Here is a 19,196-nt window from a genome sequence, read left to right on the forward strand (position 1 = left end):
CTTATAGTTTATTCAAAATTTTTAAATACTTTACTAGCTCATTTGTAAAACCAATAGCGTTCGATACGTCTACTTTAACATTTATATCATTAAAAAAATAGTTTTCCAAAGTAAATCCTGCTTTAAAACTAGCTTGCGATTGTTTTGTAATCGAAAGCATTACTGGATTTTCCACCTCATAATAACTAATTAATAAATCAAATTTAGTGGCTATCAAATTTGCAACAAATCCGTCAGCAAAACTGCCATTCAGCTTCAAATCTTTAAAGCCGCAAGTAGGCAAACTTACGCTTTCTTTCTTTTTAAAATTTTGCTTAAATACTAAAATAGAAACATTTTCTTCTCTAATACCATTTGCAACTAATTGATCCAAAATTACTTGTTTACAAGACAGATTCCGATTCTCTATAAGTAATCCAATATTCTGAATTTCGCTTATACGGCTCGATTTCATGTCATTGTGCAAAGTTCTTTTGAGCGATTTTTTTATAAAAAAAAGCTTTATAGCGTTTAAAAACATAGTACTTTTACAAGGTTACAAAATTAATTATTTAAGCCGCATTTAAGATGGTAAAACTAAAAAAGTATAACGTATTTTTGAAACTTTTTGTTATATTCTTAACACTTTTTTTTCTAGAATCGTGTAGCAAGCAGAATTATCAAATTTCAAAAATTGAAGGGAAGCTGATTCCTGTTGATTCTATTTATGGACAATCAACTGAAATTGAAAACTTTGTTAAGCCATACCGCGAACACATCAATAACGATTTAGATAGTGTTTTAGCGTATTGTCCAGAAAATTTGCTTAAGAGTGATGGCAAGTGGCAAAGTACGATTGGAAATTTAATGGCTGATGCCTGCGTAGATCGTGGAAATATTGTTTTGGAAAAAAGAGAACAGAAAAAAATAGATTTGTGCTTGCTTAATTATGGAGGAATAAGAGCATCACTTCCCAAAGGAAATATTACGGCAAGAAATGCTTACGAAATAATGCCGTTTGAAAACAGTTTAGTGGTCTTAGCCTTAAAGGGAACTCAAATTAATGAAATGCTATCTTACTTTATTTCTGAGAAAAAAGCACATCCTTTATCTGGCATTACGTTTACCATCACTAAAGATTGGAAGGCAAAAAATATAATGATTCAAGGACAACCCTTCGATGAAAATAAAACGTATTACGTTGCAACCAACGATTACTTAGCCAATGGCGGTGACAAAATGAATTTTTTTAAAACAAGCACTCAAAAATTTGATTTAGACTATAAACTTCGAGATATTTTTATCGATTATTTTAAAGAAGTTGACACAATTCCAGTGAAAAAAGACCTTCGAATCATCCAAGATAAATAATACTTCAAATTATAATTTATACCAGGTTTGCTACAAACCATTTATAGAAGTAGCACGCTCAAGTAAAAATAAAAACTAAAGCATAGATTACCTCTGACAAATAATTTTAGATCCATGAAAAGAAGAGAATTTATTGAAAAAACAACTGCAAGCGCAGCGCTTGTTGGTTTAGGTTTGTCACTAAGTAGTTTTGATTCTACAACAACGAAACAGTTAACTATTTTGCATACTAATGATGTTCACAGTCATATTGACCCTTTTCCAGCAGATGATCCAAGAAACGCAAATAAGGGCGGTGTTGCGAGAAGAGCTGAATTGATTAAGTCGATTCGAAAAGAAAACCCAAACGTACTTTTATTGGATGCAGGTGATATTTTTCAAGGAACTCCGTATTTTAATTATTATGGCGGTGAGTTGGAGTTTAAGCTAATGAGCATGATGCAATACGATGCTTCAACTATTGGAAATCATGATTTTGACAATGGTGTTGATGGTTTGCTTGCACAAATGCCGCATGCAAAATTTGATTTTATTTGTTCTAATTACGATTTTACCAACACAGTAATGAACGGATTGGTTAAACCGTATAAAGTGTTTCACAAGCAAGGTCTAAAAATTGGCGTATTTGGTCTCGGAATTGAATTGGAAGGATTGGTTGACAAGCGCATGTATAAAGAAACAGTTTACAACGATCCTATAGAGATTGCGCAGGATATGGTGGCGATTCTAAAAAAACAGGAAAAGTGTGACCTAGTAGTCTGTCTTTCTCACTTAGGATATAAATACAGAAACGATGATCCTAAAATTTGCGACTTAAAATTAGCCGAATTAACCGAAGATATTGACATTATTATTGGTGGACATACGCACACATTTCTGGAAAAGCCTACCATCGTAAAAAACAAAGTTGGAAACGAAGTTTTAGTAAATCAAGTAGGTTGCTACGGTATCAATTTAGGTCGTATCGATTTTTATTTTGATAGAAACAAGAATAAAATTGCCGAGGGAAAATCAATTGTGGTTTAATTCGTCACTTTTTACCTCTTTTTTCTTAAGTAAAAAATAACGTACCATAAAATAATAGGCCAGTGATTGAGTGCTATTTCTGATTATTCTAAAAATTAATAAGTCATGATAAAACTCGTTAAAAACAAAGAACATATCTGACAAAATAAAACAAATCGCTGTTAACGTTATAAAAAGATGTGCAGCAGTTGGCCTAATAATATGATTAATAAAGCATACACAACTCATTGTGCATAAAACAATACCGTAAACCACATATAATAGAAACATGTCGGTTTGAGTATCATTAATGGTCATTTTTAAAATGGAAAAAAGTAAAAAGACAACAAAAGAGACCACGATCAAAATAGGAACTACATCTATTTTTCGGACTCTCACTCTTTTAAAGTTTTTTAAAACGTGCACCAACAGCAGCATATATACTGCCATAAAACAATACATCGAACCTAAACTTGAATACGCTGGATTTAGAACAATTACTACGTCTCCCACAAAGCAACAGATAAAAATAACGGCTTGAAACCATGTGATTTTGTATTTATTACTGATTAAAAAATAAATAAACATCAAGGGCACAGCCATTGATTTCAAATAAATGATCGGCAATCTGTTTTGAAAGAAAATTTCAAAAATAATCGTTAAAATAATCGTTCCGAAAAACAGTACTAGCGACGGCTGATTGGGTTTCATTTAACTAATGTGGTTCATAAAATCTTGCTCACTCAAAATTGTTATATTCAGCTTGTTGGCTTTTTCTAATTTTGCAGGTCCCATATTATCTCCTGCAATAACATAATCCGTTTTTGATGAAATAGAACTTCCTATTTTACCACCATTGTCTTCGATTGCTCTTTTGAGTTCATCTCGCGAAAACAAAGTAAATACACCTGAAACAACATATATTTTTCCGCCTAGTTTATTAGTCGCATTTAGATTTATTTTTTCTACAACTTCAAACTGTAAACCATAACTTTTCAATCTGTCAATCGTACCTATATTTTGCTCATTTGCAAAGAAATCAAGAACACTTTGTGCAATCCGTTCTCCAATTTCATCCACCAAAACTAAATCCATTAAAGTTGCGTGACTTAGTGCATCAATATTTTTATAATGTTTGGCTAACTTTTTGGCTACAGTTTCCCCAACAAATCGAATACCTAAAGCGTATAAAACTCTTTCAAACGCAATATTTTTGGACTGCTCTACTCCTTTTACCAAGTTTTCGGCAGACTTCTGCGCCATTCGTTCCAAAGGTAAAATTTGCTCTACTGACAATTCGTATAAGTCGGCGTAATTGTGAACGAGATTATTATTAAACAACAATGCCACAGTTTCTCCACCCAACCCTTCGATATCCATCGCTTTACGCGAAATAAAATGCTGAACTCTACCAATAATTTGTGGTGGACATCCATAAAAGTTTGGACAGTAGTGATTGGCTTCTCCAGAATTTCGAATCAATTCCGTTTCGCATTCTGGACAGTTCGTTATGTAGACTGTTGGTAATGTATTTTCGGGTCTTTTTTCGAGATCAACCGCGATAATTTTAGGGATAATTTCACCGCCTTTTTCAACAAAAACAGTATCTCCCACTCTAATATCTAGTTTTTCTATTTGATCAGCATTGTGCAACGAAGCTCTTTTTACCACAGTTCCAGCCAATTGTACTGGACTCAAATTGGCAACAGGCGTAATAGCTCCCGTGCGCCCGACTTGGTAGGAGATAGAATTTAGTTCTGTCGAAACTCGCTCTGCTTTAAACTTGTAAGCCATTGCCCAACGTGGCGATTTTGCCGTATATCCCAACTCTTCTTGCTGTTGAATACTATTTACCTTTACCACTACTCCATCTGTTTCATATGGCAATTCGTGTCGATGCAGGTCCCAATAATCAATAAAATCAAAAACTTCAGCTAAATTACTTGCTAGTCTTGCCTCTTTAGGCGCTTTGAAACCCCAATTACGAGCGGAAACTAATCCCTCAAATTGTGAATTAAACGGTAATTTTTCTCCTATAACAAAATACAGCAAGCACTCTAATGGTCGTCTAGCCACTTCGGCACTATCTTGTAACTTTAAACTTCCTGATGCTGTGTTTCTCGGATTGGAATACGGGGTTTCTCCAATTTCAACCAATTCCTGATTCATTTTTTCAAATCCAGCAAAGGGTAAAATAATTTCTCCTCTAATATCAAATTTATCAGGATAGTTAGTGCCTTTTAAAAGTAAAGGAACCGATTTTATCGTTTTAATATTATTGGTCACATCGTCACCCTGAAAACCATCACCACGCGTAACAGCACGCGTTAATTTCCCATTTTCGTAAGTTATACTAATCGATGCGCCATCGTACTTTAATTCGCACGTATATTGCAGAGTAACATTTCCTAAAACCTTCTGGATCCTATTTTCCCAATCTTGCAAATCTTCTTTTGAATAAGAATTATCTAAAGAATACATTCGGTACTCATGCGGTACTGTTATAAAATTCTTTGTAATGGTACCTCCTACACGTTGCGTTGGCGAATTTGCATCAAAAAATCTTGGGTTTTCTTTCTCTAATACTTCTAGTTCTTTCAATTTCGCATCAAAATCAAAGTCAGTAATCGTCGCATTATCCAATACATAGTAATTATAATTGTGCAAATTTAATTCGTCTCGCAATGCCTGAATTTGTTTTTGGATTTCCATAAATGATATGCTGAAATTGAAGATTAAAACTATAAATTTTCTTTAAACAAAAATAACTAAATTAAAATTCTACCACATTGAATTGATCAATCTTTACTCATTATTTTCAAACGACTAATTTTGGATTACTTGCTTTAAAACTTTATTAAAACCTAAAAAAAGCACTTTAAGGATTGCTATTGCTTAAGATTTTAGTATTTATTGTACCAATCAAAATTCTTTTGTAAAATCGATTGTTTTTCTGAACGAACGAATTCCAAAAAAGCTTTGGCAACTGGTGATAATTTTTTTTCTTTCAACCAAATTAATCTCCATTGTGTCACAATAGGTGTTTTTTTGGCTGGAAGAATAAATACCTGCTCTTGCATTAATTCATTTTGCAAACCAATTAACGGCATTATAGAATAGCCTAAACCCGCAATAACGGCTTGTTTTACCGCTTCATTGGTAGATAATTCAATCTGTTTTCTTTGTTTTCCTTTACTATCGTTAAAGTACTTTTCCATTGCCATTCGTGTCGCAGATCCTTCTTCTCTATAAATAAGTGGTTTATCCTTAGCGCGTTCTGGCTCATTACCCACAAGATATAATTTATTGTCTACCAATAATTCTTCTTCAATATTTAATTTCTCAGGCAATTGAGAAACCAATGCAAATTCAATCAAATTATTTTTTAAACTTTCAATTACCATGCTTTTATTGGTAACGTCCAAAACTAAATCTATTCCAGGATTGTTTTCTAAAAAGCCCGACAAGAAAAATGGAATTACATATTTCCCGGTCGATGCCGATGAAATAACCAGTTTTCCCTTGAGCATTCCTTTGTACTCGATGGTTTTATAGTTAATATTTTCGAGTTCCTCGATCACTCTTTCTGCAATTACAGCAATTTCTTTTCCAAATTCTGTGACATACAATTGTCGACCTATAACCTCTGTAAGAGGAATATCAAATTGATCTTGCAAATTTTTTAGTTGAATAGAAACGGCAGGTTGAGTCATAAATAGCTCTTCTGCAGCTTTGGTAATGCTCAATTTTTGAACAACTTTTAAAAAAATCTGTAATTGGTGAATCGTATAATTCATAAAATATTTTTATATACAACATAACAAATATAAATAAAAATATATAATCACTATCCATGACCTTTGTAAAAAAAATAGTCACAATTTAAAATTTTCGAAATGGAACAAAAAACAAACGAGAACAAAATTACATTCGATTTAATCAATGGAACTTTTTTGCCGCAAGAAACAATGGAGATTATCAATCACATTATTCAGAAAAAAATTGACTTTCATGAAATTCGCAATTTTAGTGAACTCATCCGTTTTGGAATCAGTAACGAAAATTCCCCACAAAGAATCGCTACACTAGCATCTCATCAAAAAGCATTAAACCGCTATCTAAAAAACGCAAAAGCGTCTAATGAGCTTTTAGATATAAAAGCTACAATATCAATTGTACCGAGTTCAATAATTACACTTTAAAATAATAAATCATGTCTGAAAATATACTTCTATCCTTACTTCTCTTTTCTCCCTTACTTTTTTTTATCATTGCATTGCTAAGTGCTTTTCCCTATTTTGGCACTCCTAATTTTTTAAAGAAAACCACAAATACTGCCGCGTTATTTTACTTTCTAATTTCAATTTATTCTGCTGTATTAGTTTTCCAAAACGGATTAATGCAAACTGATTTTATTGGATATAATTCTATTGGCATAAGTTTTAGATTAGACTCAATCGCAGCTTGTATGTTTGTGATGGTTGGTTTTTTAAGTTATGTAATTGTAAAATTCAGCAACAATTATCTTGATGGGGATAAAAATCAAGGATTATTCTTCGCCCGTTTAGCAGCAACTATTGGTGCCGTTCAATTATTAATTATTTCAGGGAACATCGGTATTTTATTTATATCGTGGGTATTAACTAGTGTGTTTTTAAACAAACTATTACTTTATTATCCAGACCGAGTTTTAGCCAAAATTGCTGCTCACAAAAAATTTATTGTAGCTAGGTTAGCAGACCTCGCTCTCTTTGTGGGTTTAGCATTATTGTATGACACTTTTAAAACTGGAAATTTAGAAGAGCTTTTTCAACAAACGAAACCACTTGCAATAAGCCAAATGACTCCTCTTACTATTGGATGCGCCGCATGTTTACTAGTAATCGCAGCTTTGTTTAAATCGGCACAATTTCCTACTCATGGTTGGCTCACTGAAGTTATGGAAACACCCACTCCAGTTTCGGCACTATTGCATGCAGGTTTACTTAATGCTGGTCCTTTTTTAGTAATACGAATGGCTTTTATAATTGAAACCTCACAAGTCGCAAGCATTCTATTAATAGTTATTGGTGGCTTTACTGCTCTTTTTGCATCGAGTGTGTATTTAACTCAAACATCCATAAAAACAGCACTTGCATACTCTAGCGTAGCCCACATGGGCTTTAGTCTTTTTCTTTGCGGAATTGGTTTTTACTCTGCCGCAATGCTACACATGGTTGCACACTCCTTTTATAAAGCGCATGCTTTTTTATCCTCTGGAAATTTATTTGAAAATGATCCAAAGAAAAATAATACCAAAATTGACCGAAGTTTAACTCAAATTATCCTGGTTTATTTGTCTTGCCTTGCCTTAATTACCGTTCTTTTAGAATCTATAAAAACTAATTATCAAGCAAGTACTGCAGTTTTAATTTTGACTGGCATCGTACTCTTGGGGTTGAGCAAATTAATTCTTGACGCATTTATACGCAAACATTCTATACAATTAATCTTTATAACAGCAATAACTGCTGGTTTTATTTGGATCGCTTTTCATTATGGAGAATTTTTCGCACAGACCATATTCGCCGATGACCTTCCTATAGCTACTGCTTTAAATTGGATGCAAATAATAGCAGCAACACTAATACTATCAGGTTTTGTGGCTGCAGTATTTTTTCAGTCGATTACTCCATTACTTCAAAAGAATGAAAATTTCATACGCTTTTCAGTACATCTAAAAAATGGCTTTTACACTAATACTGTATTTGACAAATTGGTTGGTGCGCTCAACTCCACTAAAAATTAATAGCAAAGTCCTAAATAAAACAACGATTAACCAAACCTTAAAAAGAAAAAAATGCAAACAATCGAAGAAACTTTGACGAGTATTCCCGCTATTCAAAATATTACCTTAGATCAAATAATTGCTGAAGCTTGTCAAAGAATAGCACCTTTATGGTCGCTTGAAAATTTTGTAGCCGTCAATCCATATCTCGGAAATGTAGATAAAAAATTCTCAATTGTCGCTCAAGAGCTTTCCTATCTCGCCAACATAGACTCTACAATGCCCATTAATTTTTATTTGGATAAAATAGAAAAAAAAGAAATAGTACTACAAGACGTTGAAAAAGCATTACAAAGCAGCAAAGCAAATCAGTACAAAAATGCAGAAATATTTTTAGAAAATTTATGTAGATCTTCCTCTAAAAAATCTGTTTTACCTTCTATTGCAACCGCTATGCAACTAGTTAGTCAAACAACCAATGTCGAATGGGAACGATTTGCGATCCAAAGAATTTCTTTGTGGTGTGCCTCTTACTTTGACAACGGACAAGCGCAACTAAGTAGCTTAACGAAAAACAAGAACTTATTTACCTCCTGGAAAAGAGAAGCCTTAATTGATAAAACGCCAGAAATTGCAGGTTTAAAAAGTTTTAGAAAACAGCTACAAAACCTACCAGATCAACCAACAGAGACCATTGAATATGTACTAAATGAATTCGGATTAAAAAGTACAGCTGCTTCTTACTACTTGCAACGCCTACTTTTAAGCTTAAACGGTTGGGCTGGTTTTGCTGCTAGAATTGATTATGATGCAAAATTAGATTCGAAAGAATCAAATCAAGTAACCCAATTATTAGCAGTATTAGTAAGCTGGGAATTATGTACCTATTTATCTTTAAAAAATGAAAATTTAGAAGATAAATGGAAACAAAATAAACTGAATCTTGCGAGTATTAAAGAAGAAGCTATTATCGATGGAACAGTGGCGAATACAATACTATTGCAAGAAGCCTTTAATTTTTCGGAACAAAGAAAGATAATTAGTGTAATTAATGCTACAAAAACTACAGTTGAAACCGAGAAAGAAAAAGAAGTTCAAGCCATTTTTTGTATTGACGTACGATCCGAAATATTTAGAAGAAATTTAGAAAAGACAGATAGCAAAATTCAGACATTTGGTTTTGCTGGATTCTTTGGCTTTCCCGTAAATCTTTTGCCACTTGGAAAAGATAAAACCAAAGCGCAAACTCCAGTGTTAATTAAACCACAACTCACTGTTTTTGAAAAAATAAGAGAAAACAACACTAATAACAAAACAGTAAAGCGATTAAAAATAAAACAAGAGATTGCAAGTTTATGGAAAACATTTAAATCAGGAGCCGTTAGTTGCTTCGTCTTTGTCAGTCCGCTTGGTTTGCTTTACATTCCAAAATTAATTTTTGAAACCTTCAAATTATCTCATTTCGCTAAAGGATTTTTTTCAGGACGAAGTAGAAAATTGACTGTAATTAGTTTGCAAGACAATTCAAAAATTCAAACAAATCTCGGCATTTCGTTAGATACACAAGTTGAAATGGCTAAAAATGCGTTAACGGCAATGTCTCTCACTGAAAACTTTGGAAAATTAGTACTGTTAGTTGGTCATGGAGCGAGTACAACAAATAATCCATACGGATCTGCCTTACACTGCGGTGCTTGTGGTGGTCATACGGGAGAAGCGAATGCAAAAGTTGCCGCGAGCATCTTCAATAATCAATACGTAAGATCACAGTTAAAAAAGTCAAATATAAACATTCCTGAAAGCACTGTGTTTGTAGCTTGTCTGCACAATACAACGACTGATCAAATTTCAATATTTAATGAGGACGATTTGAGCAGCAGTCATGAGCAATTATTTAAATCATTAAAAACTAATTTACAAACAGCAACTGGAGTAACTCGTACAGAACGTGCCATCAGAATGTCAACCGAAAACAAAAATGTTACTCAAAGAAGTAGAGACTGGTCTCAAGTTCGTCCCGAATGGGGATTGGCTGGTTGCTCTGCTTTCTTGATCGGTAAACAGCAAAGAACAAAAAATCTAAACCTAAATGGTAAAGTTTTTTTACACACGTACGACTGTGAAAAAGATACTGAAAACAAAATACTTCAGGCGATTATGACTGCTCCAATGGTCGTAACGAGCTGGATTAGTTTACAATATTACGCCTCCACCGTAGATAATAAAAAACTAGGATCTGGAAACAAAACCTTACACAACATTACTGCAGGAATAGGTGTAATCGAAGGATTTAGCGGAGATCTAAGAACTGGTTTACCAATGCAATCTATAAGTGACGGCAATTATTTGCAACATAATCCAACAATTTTAAACGTGATAATAGAAGCAAAAATAGAATCTCTTAACCAAGTAATTGAACAGAATAAATTGGTCCGTAATTTGGTTGATAATGGCTGGCTTAAATTACTACAAATGAATGAAGACGGTAAAATTAGTAATAGATATACCGGTAATTTAAATTGGGAAACGATATAAAATATCACTATAAAAAAGACCGTATTTGAATTCAAAAACGGTCTTTTTAATTTAAATATTTATGATTCTACGATCGTATTAATCTGAGTAAACAACTTACCATCGGTTAAAAAAGCACCTTGTTGAATCAGTTGAAAAATAGAATTATTGCGTTCTTCAGTAAAGACTTTTTTACCAATCTTCATTTCTATAGTATCCGTAAACATATTGTCGCTTAACCATTGTAAACCTTCCTTCGTTAGAAAATCAACTTCTGGAACCAAAGATTTCAATACAATCGATTTTATGTCGGTTTCAAAACACTCAAATAAAAAAATGTGATTCTTTGAAAAGTGCTCTAAAAACTGTGCTCTCGAAAGTACTCCTTCCCAAACTAAATCAGAGAAAACATCTAATTCCTGTTCAGCAACTTCGGGTTTATTTTCTTTTATAGAATCCCATTCACCCTTATCAATGGATTGACTTGCTAAAAAAGTAGCAAATTCAGTATGTAATTCATCAAATTGTTCTTTTGTAAGTCTTGCGTATTTCATTGTGAAAAATTTTATTAATAGAAATCAAATTTCTAAAAAAAAGTACAAAAAAAATCCCGACATACATCGGGATTTCATTATATAAAGTAAAATTACTACTATTCAGCAACAATTTCGTAAGGTAATTCAACTATTACATCTCTGTGTAAACGTACGTTTGCAGTATATTTACCTGTACGTTTAACGATTCCGCTTGTGATGAATTTTCTATCAATTTCTTGTCCACCTTTTGCTAAAGCTGCAGCGATATCAATATTCGTGATTGAACCGAATAATTTTTCTCCACCTGCTTTTGCAGTGATCTTAATTTCGATAGCTTTAATTGCTTCAGCTATTTTCTTAGCATCATCAACAATTTTTGCTTCTTTGTGCGCTCTTTGTTTTAGGTTTTCAGCCAATACTTTCTTTGCAGAAGGTGTTGCCATATGAGCAAATCCTTGTGGTATTAAAAAGTTACGTCCGTAACCGTTTTTAACATTAACCACATCGTCTTTAAACCCTAAGTTTTGAACGTCTTGTTTTAAAATAAGTTCCATGTTGTTGTCCTTTTTTATAGAAGTTAGGTTTCATCTTTCAGAAAACCAACAACCAATTAGTATTGATTATTTTAATAAATCCGCCACGTATGGCATTAAAGCTAAGTGACGTGCTCTTTTTACAGCCACAGAAACTTTTCTTTGGTATTTCAATGAAGTACCTGTTAAACGACGAGGAAGAATTTTTCCTTGCTCATTTACAAACTTCAATAAGAAATCAGCATCTTTAAAATCGATGTATTTGATTCCAGATTTTTTGAAACGACAATATTTCTTTTGTTTGTTAGTCTCTATATTTAAAGGAGTAAGATATCTGATATCTCCGTCTTTTTTTCCTTTTGCAGATTGTTCTATTGATGCCATACTAATTAAGCTTTTTGAGATTTAAGTTTTACTCTTCTTCTTTCCGCCCAAGAAATAGCGTGTTTATCTAAACTTACAGTTAAGAAACGCATAATTCTTTCGTCACGTCTAAATTCAGTTTCAAAAGCGATTAAAACTTCTCCTGATACTTTAAATTCAAATAAGTGATAAAAACCACTTTTTTTGTTCTGGATTTCGTAAGCCATTTTTTTCAGACCCCAATCCTCTTTAGATACCATTTCAGCTCCTCTACTAGTAAGAAAATCTTCAAATTTGCTTACTGTTTCCTTTACCTGAACTTCAGATAAAACGGGATTTAAAATGAAAACAGTTTCATAATGATTCATAAATAATGTATTTATTTGTTAATTTGGCTGCAAAAGTAATAATAAATTTTATATAAACCACTATCAAATAAGAATTATTCGATGAAATACGAAATAAAGCCGACAAAAATTTCTCTTTCAAATTTTAAACATTATATTTACATGTAATTATCCTATTTAATTACTAGCTTAAATTAATCATATGAAGTTAAATTGTGTCGTTGTAGATGATAGTTCTATTCAAAGGACCATTATTGCAAAGCTTGTCAACAATCATACTAATTTACATTTGATAGGGGATTTTTCTAATGCAATTGAAGCAAAAAGTTGCATCTCACTAAATAATGTAGACTTAATATTTTTGGATATTGAGATGCCTGTAATTAATGGATTTGATTTCTTAGATGGTTTAAAGTCCAAACCTCAGATTATTTTCATTACTTCCAAAGCAGAATATGCGATGAAAGCTTTTGATTATGATGCTACGGATTATTTGCAAAAACCGATCGCAGTGGACCGCTTTAATGCCTCTGTAAAACGCGCTATTGATTTGTATTTATTGCGTACAGAAACCAAAGAAGAAGAAGGCGAACATATTTTCATTAAAAGCAATCTTAAAAAATTGAAGATTTTCACTTCAAAAATAAAATGGATTGAGGCTTTCGGTGATTATGTACGTGTGGTGACCGAAGACGATAGCAACTTGGTTCTTTCGACAATGAAATCATTTGAAAAAGACTTATCCAAAGATAAATTTATTCGTGTACACAAATCGTATATTATTAATATAGATAAAGTTGAGCGCTTTAATAGTAAGTTTGCAGAAATTGGCATCACTAAAATACCGTTGAGCCGAAATAAAAAAGAAGATTTAGTTAGAGCTCTCTCTACATCAAACTAATTTAATAGAAATCAACGTTTACGGTCACTTTTATCGATCGATATACCGCAACTGCCTCAAAACTATTCAAAACCTTCTGAATAGTTTTTTTTGTGCTTGCTAACGGCAAGTTGTGTGGAATTTTTATCATTATAGTTCGAATGTACTCGTTTCTAATTCTGCTAATTCCAGGCTCTTCGGGACCCAAAACAGGCACTGGCAATGACTGACTCAACACTTGGTACAACCACATTGAACCTTCTTTTAGCTTATCAAAATCACGGTGTTTTATCGTCAATTTTACAACTCTAAAATAAGGTGGGTATTTGTATATTTGACGATCATATAATTGTTCATTATACATCCCTAAGTAATTATTAGTCGTTACTTGTTGAATGGTATTGTGATTTGGATTGTAGGTTTGGATGATTACTTTTCCTTGCTTTTCTGCCCTTCCTGCTCTTCCCGCTACTTGAGTCATCATCTGAAAACTGCGTTCAAAAGCCCTGAAATCGGGATGATACAGCATATTATCGGCATTCATGATTCCAACCAAACTCACATTGTCAAAATCCAATCCCTTAGCAAGCATTTGAGTTCCTACCAAAATATCAATTTCACGATTTTTAAAACTATCTATAATTTTTTCAAAACCAAACTTTCCACGAGTTGTGTCTTGATCCATTCTACCAATTTTTGCAGATGGAAATAAAGTGTGTAATTCCTGTTCAATTTGCTCCGTTCCAAATCCTTTTGTCGTTAAATCGACACTAGAACAACTGTGACAATGCGTGGGCTTTGCCATGCTGTAACCACAATAATGGCAGCGCAGCTGATTTTTATGTTTGTGAAAAGTCAAGCTCACGTCGCATTGCGGACATTCAGGAACGTGACCACACGTTATACATTCGATTATCGGTGAAAATCCACGACGATTTTGAAATAAAATTACTTGTTCGCCCAAAGACAATGCGTCGGTAATTTGCTCAATCAGAACATCGCTAAAATGTGCTGTCATTTTTTTTCGAAAATACTTATCTTTTAAATCGACCAAAGTGATTTCTGGCATTCGAACATTATTGTACCGTTCTGCTAAAGTCACCAATCCAAATTTATCCGATTGTGTGTTGTAGTACGTTTCTAGACTTGGAGTTGCTGATCCTAAAAGCACTTTGGCTTCATGCAAATTAGCCAAAACTATAGCTGCATCTCGCGCGTGATAACGTGGTGCTGGATCTGCTTGCTTGAACGTTTGCTCGTGTTCTTCATCTACAATTATCAATCCCAAACTAAAAAAAGGCAAAAACAAAGCCGATCGTGCACCTATTATAATTTGCGCTTTCTCTGCATTATTTAAGGTTTGTTTCCAAACTTCAACACGTTCGTTATTATTGTATTTGGAATGAAAAACGGCTACTTTATCTCCAAAATGAGCTTGCAATCGAGAGACCAATTGAGTAGTTAGTGCAATTTCGGGTAATAAATACAGTACTTGCTTTCCTGTCGCTAAATAGTCTTCAATTAACTTAATGTAAATTTCTGTTTTTCCGCTAGAAGTCACTCCATGCAATAAACAAACTGCTTTTTCTACAAAACTATTTTTAATTGATGTAAATGCGATTTGCTGTGGTTCACTTAGTAGCAATTCTTTTTCATTAATCGCTCCAGAAAAATTAACGCGATCGTGCTGAATGTAATACTCTTCAAAAATCTGTTTTTCAATCAATGCTTTTACAACTGCTGATGAAGATTGCGACGTTTCTACTAATTTTTTAACTGTAATTGGTTTTTTCTCTGATGCACTCAGCTGAAAATAAGCCAAGACGATTTCCTTCTGCTTCGCTGCATTTTTAAGCACATCAAGTAAAGTAGTTAAGCCATCATTAGATTCGAACTGCGAATGCAACTTTACATAGCGAACCAATTTTGGCTTATATGATTCTTGAATTTCTTGTTGCAAAACCACAATATTACTATCAATAAGTTTTTGAAGAATTGGGAAAACATTCTTTTTATTGACGATTGCAATAACATCACTCACCTTAAGAACGCTTTGTTGCTGCAATGCTTCGTAAATCAAATATTCGTCATCATTTAAATCAGAAATAGTAATGCTAGTATTGGGCTGAGTGGTAATTACAGTCTCGCTTTCCAAAAGCAATGCACTCGGGAAAGCGCCTCTGTAAACATCTCCAATTCCACACATATAATACGAAGCGATCCAAAGCCAATGTTTCAATTGTACTTCAGTTGCAATAGGTTTTTCATCCAAAATTTGGTGAATTTCTTTGGCTTCATATAATGTAGGTTGGTTTTGATGCGTTTCAAGAACCAATGCGGTGTACATTTTACTTTTACCGAAGGGCACAGCCACCCGCATTCCTTTCTGAATAAAATGATATTCAGCTTCAGAAACACGATATGTAAAAGTTTTAGCTAAAGAAAGCGGCAAAATGACTTCGACAAAAAACATAGTGTAGAAATATTATTGTAGTTCAGTAAATAAGTAAGCTAAATTAGTACAATTTAGTTAGTAAACGATACCAGTAATTTAGATAGGTAACTTGTAAAATATACTTTATTATAAACCTTATCCAGTAAATCATTAGACTAGATTAAGCAATATTTACAATTATAAAAACTATAAAAACATAAAAGTCATCGGTGAGATGACTTATGTTTAATTTTGATACTTCTTCTAAAAATAAAATTTACGTCTTAATTTAATTTTTAACTCTTACCCAATACTGAGTACGACCCATTAAAGCAAAACCTACGTAACCACGAACTTTCAATTTATCTGGAGATTCAAGCGTAATGTAACATTTGTATTCTTTTCCAGTAGTTGGGTCTAAAATTGTTCCTGAACTGTATTCGTTTCCATCTTTTTTCAAGTTATTAATAATAACCATCCCTAAAATTGGTTTGTTTTTATTTGCACCTTTACATTGGGTACACGCCTCTTTTTGGCGATCTTCTCGCATTATTTCGACCACTTTACCATATACTTTTCCCGATTTTTCGTACACTTCAACAATCGATTTTGCAACACCTGTTTCATCGTCAATGGTCTTCCATTTTCCTAAAACTGATTGACTTTGCATACTTGTTACAGCAATAAAAAACAATCCTAAAGTTAACATCCAGTTTTTCATAATTAGTCTCTTTTTTAAGTTTAAAATCTATAGTGCAATCATCATACCTAAAATATATTTAGGTAAAAATGAAGCTTTAAAATCTTAAATAAAATTAAATAGTGGTTTTTTTTTGTTTCAAATTTCTGATGGTTGCATTGAGTTCAAAACCCAAAAGCAAGATCATACAGTTAATCCAAATATAAAACATTAGAATTAATAATGTCCCGATTGAGCCGTAAAGTTCATTGTATTTTGAGAATTTTATAACCCAAATTCCGAAAAAGTATGAAGATATAACAATTAAAATGGTGGTAAAAACAGAACCAATGCTGAAAAAAGGCACTTTATTGTATTGTTTTGTCCCATAACGCAATAATATAGAGGTTGTTAGCAAAATCATTAGAACAACAAAAGCATATCGGCCAAATATAATGAGTGGAATCGTGTCACTTAAAATATCCTGAACTATTGTTTTCTGGATAATAACCTCAAATACTACAATTGTCGCTACAGTTACTAGCAATAATAATGACAAGGTTAAGGAGATTGCTAACGCAACTAAGTACTGATTAAAAAAACCCCGTTTATCGAATACATGCTTTGAAGATTGGAAACCACCTAAAGTGCCGCTGACTCCGTTGGCCATTAAAAAAATAGATAGTAAAAAACCTGTAGATAGCAATCCAGAATGACTATTATTTAAAATATCGTTGATGATTTTTTCGACTGCATCAAAGGTATTTGGAGGTACGCCTTGTTGCACAAAACGCAAAAAATCTTCCTGAAAACCTTCAATCGGTATGTACGGAATTAAGTTTAAAATAAATAATGCGAAAGGAAAAAGTGCCATGAAAAAGCTAAAAGCAACCGCACTTGCGTGATAAGAAAATGCCCCCTCGAGAATCCCTTTAGTATACATCTGGATTAAATCGTAGAGCGATAATCCGTTAAGCCAAGGCAACTTTACTTTCTTTAAAAATCGAACCAACGTACCAAGCAATGGTACTTTTTCGAGACGATTTTCAATTGTTTCAGACATATATTGTTGTTTACGAAACCTTTTAAACTGCTTTTAAACTCAAGTCCATATTATAGACGGAATGCGTCAGAGCACCTGAAGAAATATAATCAACGCCACACAAGGCATATTCTCTAATAGTTTTTTCATTGATATTACCAGATGATTCTGTTTGACATCGGTTACCAATCAAGGCAACAGCAGTTTTGGTATCCTCGTAATTAAAGTTATCAATTAAAATACGGTGCACTCCGTCACTTTGTAATATTTCTCTAATTTCGTCTAGAGTTCGTGCTTCAACGATTATCTTTAAATCTAAATTATTATCTTTTAAGTAGTCTACAGTCTTAGCAATTGCTAATGTAATTCCTCCCGCAAAATCAATATGATTGTCTTTCAACATAATCATATCATAAAGTGCAAAACGATGATTTTCTCCACCTCCTATTTTTACAGCCCATTTTTCACAAACTCTAAAATTTGGAGTAGTTTTGCGAGTATCTAAAATTTTTGCTTTCGTTCCCTTAACTAATTCTGAATACTGATTTGTTTTTGTTGCTATTGCAGACATTCTTTGCATTGAATTTAAAACAACACGTTCTGCTTTTAATATCGATTGTGAACTTCCTTCGACTTCAAAAACAATATCTCCGTAATTAACTGTGGTACCATCTGTAATAAAAGTGATAATTTTTAAATTGGAATCAACATATTTAAAAATCATTTTCGCAAATTCAACTCCAGCAATAATACCTTGATCTTTAACCAATAAATGTGCTTTTCCCTTTGCCGAAACAGGAATGCAAGCCAATGAACTATAATCTCCTGGGCCGACATCTTCTCGTATTGCATTAAAAACAAGGTTATCTAATTCAGATTGAAATTGTGCGTCGCTAATCATTTTATTGAGTTATTTAGTACTGCTAAAGTAGCACATATTTAAGCTAATTGAAAATTTTCTAACTGTGATTGATATAATATAAGGATAATTTATAAGTTTTTTCGTTAAATAAAAACTATAAATTACTAGTTTACAATAATAAAAGTGTAAATTAGTAAAGGATATTCTGATAAATTAAATTGCAAATAAGTATATAAACAGATTTAATAAATACTACACTAAGTTAAACGTGCTCCAAATAATTTGAAGCACGTTTTTTATTGAAATAAAACTTTAAGAAGTTAGAAATACAGAAAAAACAGTAAACCTTTTTTTTATAAAAAATAGTTCTCATCAGAATTTTAAAAGGATTTGAAGAATGAAAATTTGCAGTATAAGAAAAGGCTGTTGCTTTTTATTCAAAAAAAAATTAGTTACTTTTACATTTGTGAAAATTAAAACAATCATATTATCAATCTATTTAATCTTACTATCGTGTTTGCCTTGCGCTGATACTAAAGTAAATGAGTTTCATATTGATAGTATTTCTACTAGTATTGCAAACAATTCACATTCGCACACAAATGAAAAACATACGGATTTATGTCCGCCTTTTTGCTCTTGCAATTGTTGCGCGGCTCAAGTTTTGAGCTTTAATCCTGCTGTAGTTTTTATTTTTATAAAAGAAAATCAGCTTATTCTTTCTCCTGTTCCAACTTACAGTTCGACATTCCAGTCTAATTTCTTTGGAAGTATTTGGCAACCGCCGCAAATAGTATAATGAATCTCTTTTAATAGAGAACGAAAAATGGTAAATACACCAAAGTATGGCAAAATAATGCCTAATTTTTTCATTCAGTACTACT

General features: G+C 32.8%; 19 protein-coding genes. 7 read left to right on the plus strand and 12 right to left on the minus strand.

From position 1 onward, the window contains the following. Nucleotide 1 precedes the first annotated feature (1 nt). On the minus strand, nucleotides 2–520 hold the full coding sequence (locus ACRASX_RS14195; protein ID WP_432221703.1) for a DUF6913 domain-containing protein: 519 nt from the start codon (nucleotides 518–520) through the stop codon (nucleotides 2–4). A 47-nt stretch (nucleotides 521–567) separates the two neighbouring features. On the opposite strand from ACRASX_RS14195, the gene ACRASX_RS14200 reads away from it, so the two are divergent. Both ACRASX_RS14200 and ACRASX_RS14205 read left to right on the plus strand, forming a co-directional pair. Continuing rightward, nucleotides 568–1,350, plus strand: coding sequence for a 5'-nucleotidase C-terminal domain-containing protein (locus tag ACRASX_RS14200; protein ID WP_432221704.1), 783 nt, complete (start codon nucleotides 568–570; stop codon nucleotides 1,348–1,350). A gap of 114 nt (nucleotides 1,351–1,464) precedes the next feature. Continuing rightward, a complete protein-coding gene (locus ACRASX_RS14205; RefSeq protein WP_432221705.1) occupies nucleotides 1,465–2,376 on the plus strand; it encodes a bifunctional metallophosphatase/5'-nucleotidase in 912 nt (303 codons plus the stop codon). Here the strand turns inward: ACRASX_RS14205 and ACRASX_RS14210 are convergent. From ACRASX_RS14210 to ACRASX_RS14220, 3 genes are all read right to left on the minus strand, one after another. Then, a complete protein-coding gene (locus ACRASX_RS14210; protein WP_432221706.1) occupies nucleotides 2,362–3,066 on the minus strand; it encodes a lysoplasmalogenase family protein in 705 nt (234 codons plus the stop codon). The genes ACRASX_RS14205 and ACRASX_RS14210 overlap by 15 nt on opposite strands. After that, entirely contained in the window at nucleotides 3,067–5,067 is a 2,001-nt protein-coding gene (gene ligA / locus ACRASX_RS14215; RefSeq protein ID WP_432221707.1) for an NAD-dependent DNA ligase LigA, read from the minus strand. 191 nt (nucleotides 5,068–5,258) lie between these two features. After that, nucleotides 5,259–6,152: a LysR family transcriptional regulator gene (locus ACRASX_RS14220; protein WP_066306904.1), complete on the minus strand. Its 894-nt coding sequence runs from the start codon at nucleotides 6,150–6,152 to the stop codon at nucleotides 5,259–5,261. A 99-nt stretch (nucleotides 6,153–6,251) separates the two neighbouring features. Between ACRASX_RS14220 and ACRASX_RS14225 the strand changes: the two genes are divergently transcribed. From ACRASX_RS14225 to ACRASX_RS14235, 3 genes are read left to right on the plus strand one after another with little or no spacing between them, the layout of a single operon-like run. Continuing rightward, a complete protein-coding gene (locus ACRASX_RS14225) occupies nucleotides 6,252–6,557 on the plus strand; it encodes a hypothetical protein (protein WP_432221708.1) in 306 nt (101 codons plus the stop codon). 11 nt (nucleotides 6,558–6,568) lie between these two features. Next, nucleotides 6,569–8,143, plus strand: coding sequence for a proton-conducting transporter membrane subunit (locus ACRASX_RS14230; protein WP_432221709.1), 1,575 nt, complete (start codon nucleotides 6,569–6,571; stop codon nucleotides 8,141–8,143). Between the two features lie 51 nt (nucleotides 8,144–8,194). After that, the gene (locus tag ACRASX_RS14235; protein ID WP_432221710.1) at nucleotides 8,195–10,657 is read left to right on the plus strand and encodes a YbcC family protein; all 2,463 of its coding nucleotides are present in this window, start codon (nucleotides 8,195–8,197) and stop codon (nucleotides 10,655–10,657) included. 59 nt (nucleotides 10,658–10,716) lie between these two features. Here the strand turns inward: ACRASX_RS14235 and ACRASX_RS14240 are convergent, their stop codons facing one another. The 4 genes from ACRASX_RS14240 to rpsF all read right to left on the minus strand — a co-directional run bounded on the left by ACRASX_RS14240 (nucleotide 10,717) and on the right by rpsF (nucleotide 12,436). Beyond that, a complete protein-coding gene (locus tag ACRASX_RS14240; RefSeq protein ID WP_066306908.1) occupies nucleotides 10,717–11,190 on the minus strand; it encodes a DUF6495 family protein in 474 nt (157 codons plus the stop codon). A gap of 98 nt (nucleotides 11,191–11,288) precedes the next feature. Beyond that, the gene (gene rplI / locus ACRASX_RS14245; RefSeq protein WP_066306909.1) at nucleotides 11,289–11,726 is read right to left on the minus strand and encodes a 50S ribosomal protein L9; all 438 of its coding nucleotides are present in this window, start codon (nucleotides 11,724–11,726) and stop codon (nucleotides 11,289–11,291) included. Between the two features lie 66 nt (nucleotides 11,727–11,792). Further along, nucleotides 11,793–12,089, minus strand: coding sequence for a 30S ribosomal protein S18 (gene rpsR, locus ACRASX_RS14250; protein ID WP_066306910.1), 297 nt, complete (start codon nucleotides 12,087–12,089; stop codon nucleotides 11,793–11,795). A gap of 5 nt (nucleotides 12,090–12,094) precedes the next feature. Then, entirely contained in the window at nucleotides 12,095–12,436 is a 342-nt protein-coding gene (gene rpsF / locus ACRASX_RS14255; RefSeq protein ID WP_066306911.1) for a 30S ribosomal protein S6, read from the minus strand. A gap of 181 nt (nucleotides 12,437–12,617) precedes the next feature. On the opposite strand from rpsF, the gene ACRASX_RS14260 reads away from it, so the two are divergent. Continuing rightward, a complete protein-coding gene (locus ACRASX_RS14260; RefSeq protein ID WP_066306913.1) occupies nucleotides 12,618–13,316 on the plus strand; it encodes a LytR/AlgR family response regulator transcription factor in 699 nt (232 codons plus the stop codon). Nucleotide 13,317: 1 nt separating this feature from the next. On the opposite strand, the gene priA is transcribed toward ACRASX_RS14260, so the two are convergent. The 4 genes from priA to nadC form a co-directional block, all read right to left on the minus strand. Next, complete coding sequence (gene priA, locus ACRASX_RS14265) at nucleotides 13,318–15,768, minus strand: replication restart helicase PriA (protein ID WP_432221711.1); 2,451 nt, start codon at nucleotides 15,766–15,768, stop codon at nucleotides 13,318–13,320. A gap of 250 nt (nucleotides 15,769–16,018) precedes the next feature. After that, the gene (locus tag ACRASX_RS14270; RefSeq protein ID WP_432221712.1) at nucleotides 16,019–16,450 is read right to left on the minus strand and encodes a DUF2147 domain-containing protein; all 432 of its coding nucleotides are present in this window, start codon (nucleotides 16,448–16,450) and stop codon (nucleotides 16,019–16,021) included. A gap of 94 nt (nucleotides 16,451–16,544) precedes the next feature. Continuing rightward, nucleotides 16,545–17,471 carry a YihY/virulence factor BrkB family protein gene (locus tag ACRASX_RS14275; protein ID WP_432221713.1) on the minus strand — a complete coding sequence of 309 codons (927 nt, stop codon included), beginning with the start codon at nucleotides 17,469–17,471 and terminating at the stop codon, nucleotides 16,545–16,547. Between the two features lie 22 nt (nucleotides 17,472–17,493). Beyond that, nucleotides 17,494–18,351: a carboxylating nicotinate-nucleotide diphosphorylase gene (nadC, locus tag ACRASX_RS14280; RefSeq protein WP_066306923.1), complete on the minus strand. Its 858-nt coding sequence runs from the start codon at nucleotides 18,349–18,351 to the stop codon at nucleotides 17,494–17,496. A gap of 358 nt (nucleotides 18,352–18,709) precedes the next feature. Here nadC and ACRASX_RS14285 point away from each other — a divergent pair, with 358 nt between their 5' ends. Continuing rightward, entirely contained in the window at nucleotides 18,710–19,111 is a 402-nt protein-coding gene (locus tag ACRASX_RS14285) for a DUF6660 family protein (RefSeq protein ID WP_432221714.1), read from the plus strand. The last annotated feature ends 85 nt before the right edge of the window (nucleotides 19,112–19,196 follow it).

Source organism: Flavobacterium sp. TMP13 (assembly GCF_050847115.1).
GTDB lineage: Bacteria > Bacteroidota > Bacteroidia > Flavobacteriales > Flavobacteriaceae > Flavobacterium.

What these genes read in the sequence shown, in the direction of transcription:
- ACRASX_RS14195 (WP_432221703.1), bottom strand. Translation starts at nt 520, where the DNA reads ATGTTTTTAAACGCTATAAAGCTTTTTTTTATAAAAAAATCGCTCAAA.
- ACRASX_RS14200 (WP_432221704.1), top strand. Translation starts at nt 568, where the DNA reads ATGGTAAAACTAAAAAAGTATAACGTATTTTTGAAACTTTTTGTTATA.
- ACRASX_RS14205 (WP_432221705.1), top strand. Translation starts at nt 1,465, where the DNA reads ATGAAAAGAAGAGAATTTATTGAAAAAACAACTGCAAGCGCAGCGCTT.
- ACRASX_RS14210 (WP_432221706.1), bottom strand. Translation starts at nt 3,066, where the DNA reads ATGAAACCCAATCAGCCGTCGCTAGTACTGTTTTTCGGAACGATTATT.
- ligA (WP_432221707.1), bottom strand. Translation starts at nt 5,067, where the DNA reads ATGGAAATCCAAAAACAAATTCAGGCATTGCGAGACGAATTAAATTTG.
- ACRASX_RS14220 (WP_066306904.1), bottom strand. Translation starts at nt 6,152, where the DNA reads ATGAATTATACGATTCACCAATTACAGATTTTTTTAAAAGTTGTTCAA.
- ACRASX_RS14225 (WP_432221708.1), top strand. Translation starts at nt 6,252, where the DNA reads ATGGAACAAAAAACAAACGAGAACAAAATTACATTCGATTTAATCAAT.
- ACRASX_RS14230 (WP_432221709.1), top strand. Translation starts at nt 6,569, where the DNA reads ATGTCTGAAAATATACTTCTATCCTTACTTCTCTTTTCTCCCTTACTT.
- ACRASX_RS14235 (WP_432221710.1), top strand. Translation starts at nt 8,195, where the DNA reads ATGCAAACAATCGAAGAAACTTTGACGAGTATTCCCGCTATTCAAAAT.
- ACRASX_RS14240 (WP_066306908.1), bottom strand. Translation starts at nt 11,190, where the DNA reads ATGAAATACGCAAGACTTACAAAAGAACAATTTGATGAATTACATACT.
- rplI (WP_066306909.1), bottom strand. Translation starts at nt 11,726, where the DNA reads ATGGAACTTATTTTAAAACAAGACGTTCAAAACTTAGGGTTTAAAGAC.
- rpsR (WP_066306910.1), bottom strand. Translation starts at nt 12,089, where the DNA reads ATGGCATCAATAGAACAATCTGCAAAAGGAAAAAAAGACGGAGATATC.
- rpsF (WP_066306911.1), bottom strand. Translation starts at nt 12,436, where the DNA reads ATGAATCATTATGAAACTGTTTTCATTTTAAATCCCGTTTTATCTGAA.
- ACRASX_RS14260 (WP_066306913.1), top strand. Translation starts at nt 12,618, where the DNA reads ATGAAGTTAAATTGTGTCGTTGTAGATGATAGTTCTATTCAAAGGACC.
- priA (WP_432221711.1), bottom strand. Translation starts at nt 15,768, where the DNA reads ATGTTTTTTGTCGAAGTCATTTTGCCGCTTTCTTTAGCTAAAACTTTT.
- ACRASX_RS14270 (WP_432221712.1), bottom strand. Translation starts at nt 16,450, where the DNA reads ATGAAAAACTGGATGTTAACTTTAGGATTGTTTTTTATTGCTGTAACA.
- ACRASX_RS14275 (WP_432221713.1), bottom strand. Translation starts at nt 17,471, where the DNA reads ATGTCTGAAACAATTGAAAATCGTCTCGAAAAAGTACCATTGCTTGGT.
- nadC (WP_066306923.1), bottom strand. Translation starts at nt 18,351, where the DNA reads ATGATTAGCGACGCACAATTTCAATCTGAATTAGATAACCTTGTTTTT.
- ACRASX_RS14285 (WP_432221714.1), top strand. Translation starts at nt 18,710, where the DNA reads ATGAAAATTTGCAGTATAAGAAAAGGCTGTTGCTTTTTATTCAAAAAA.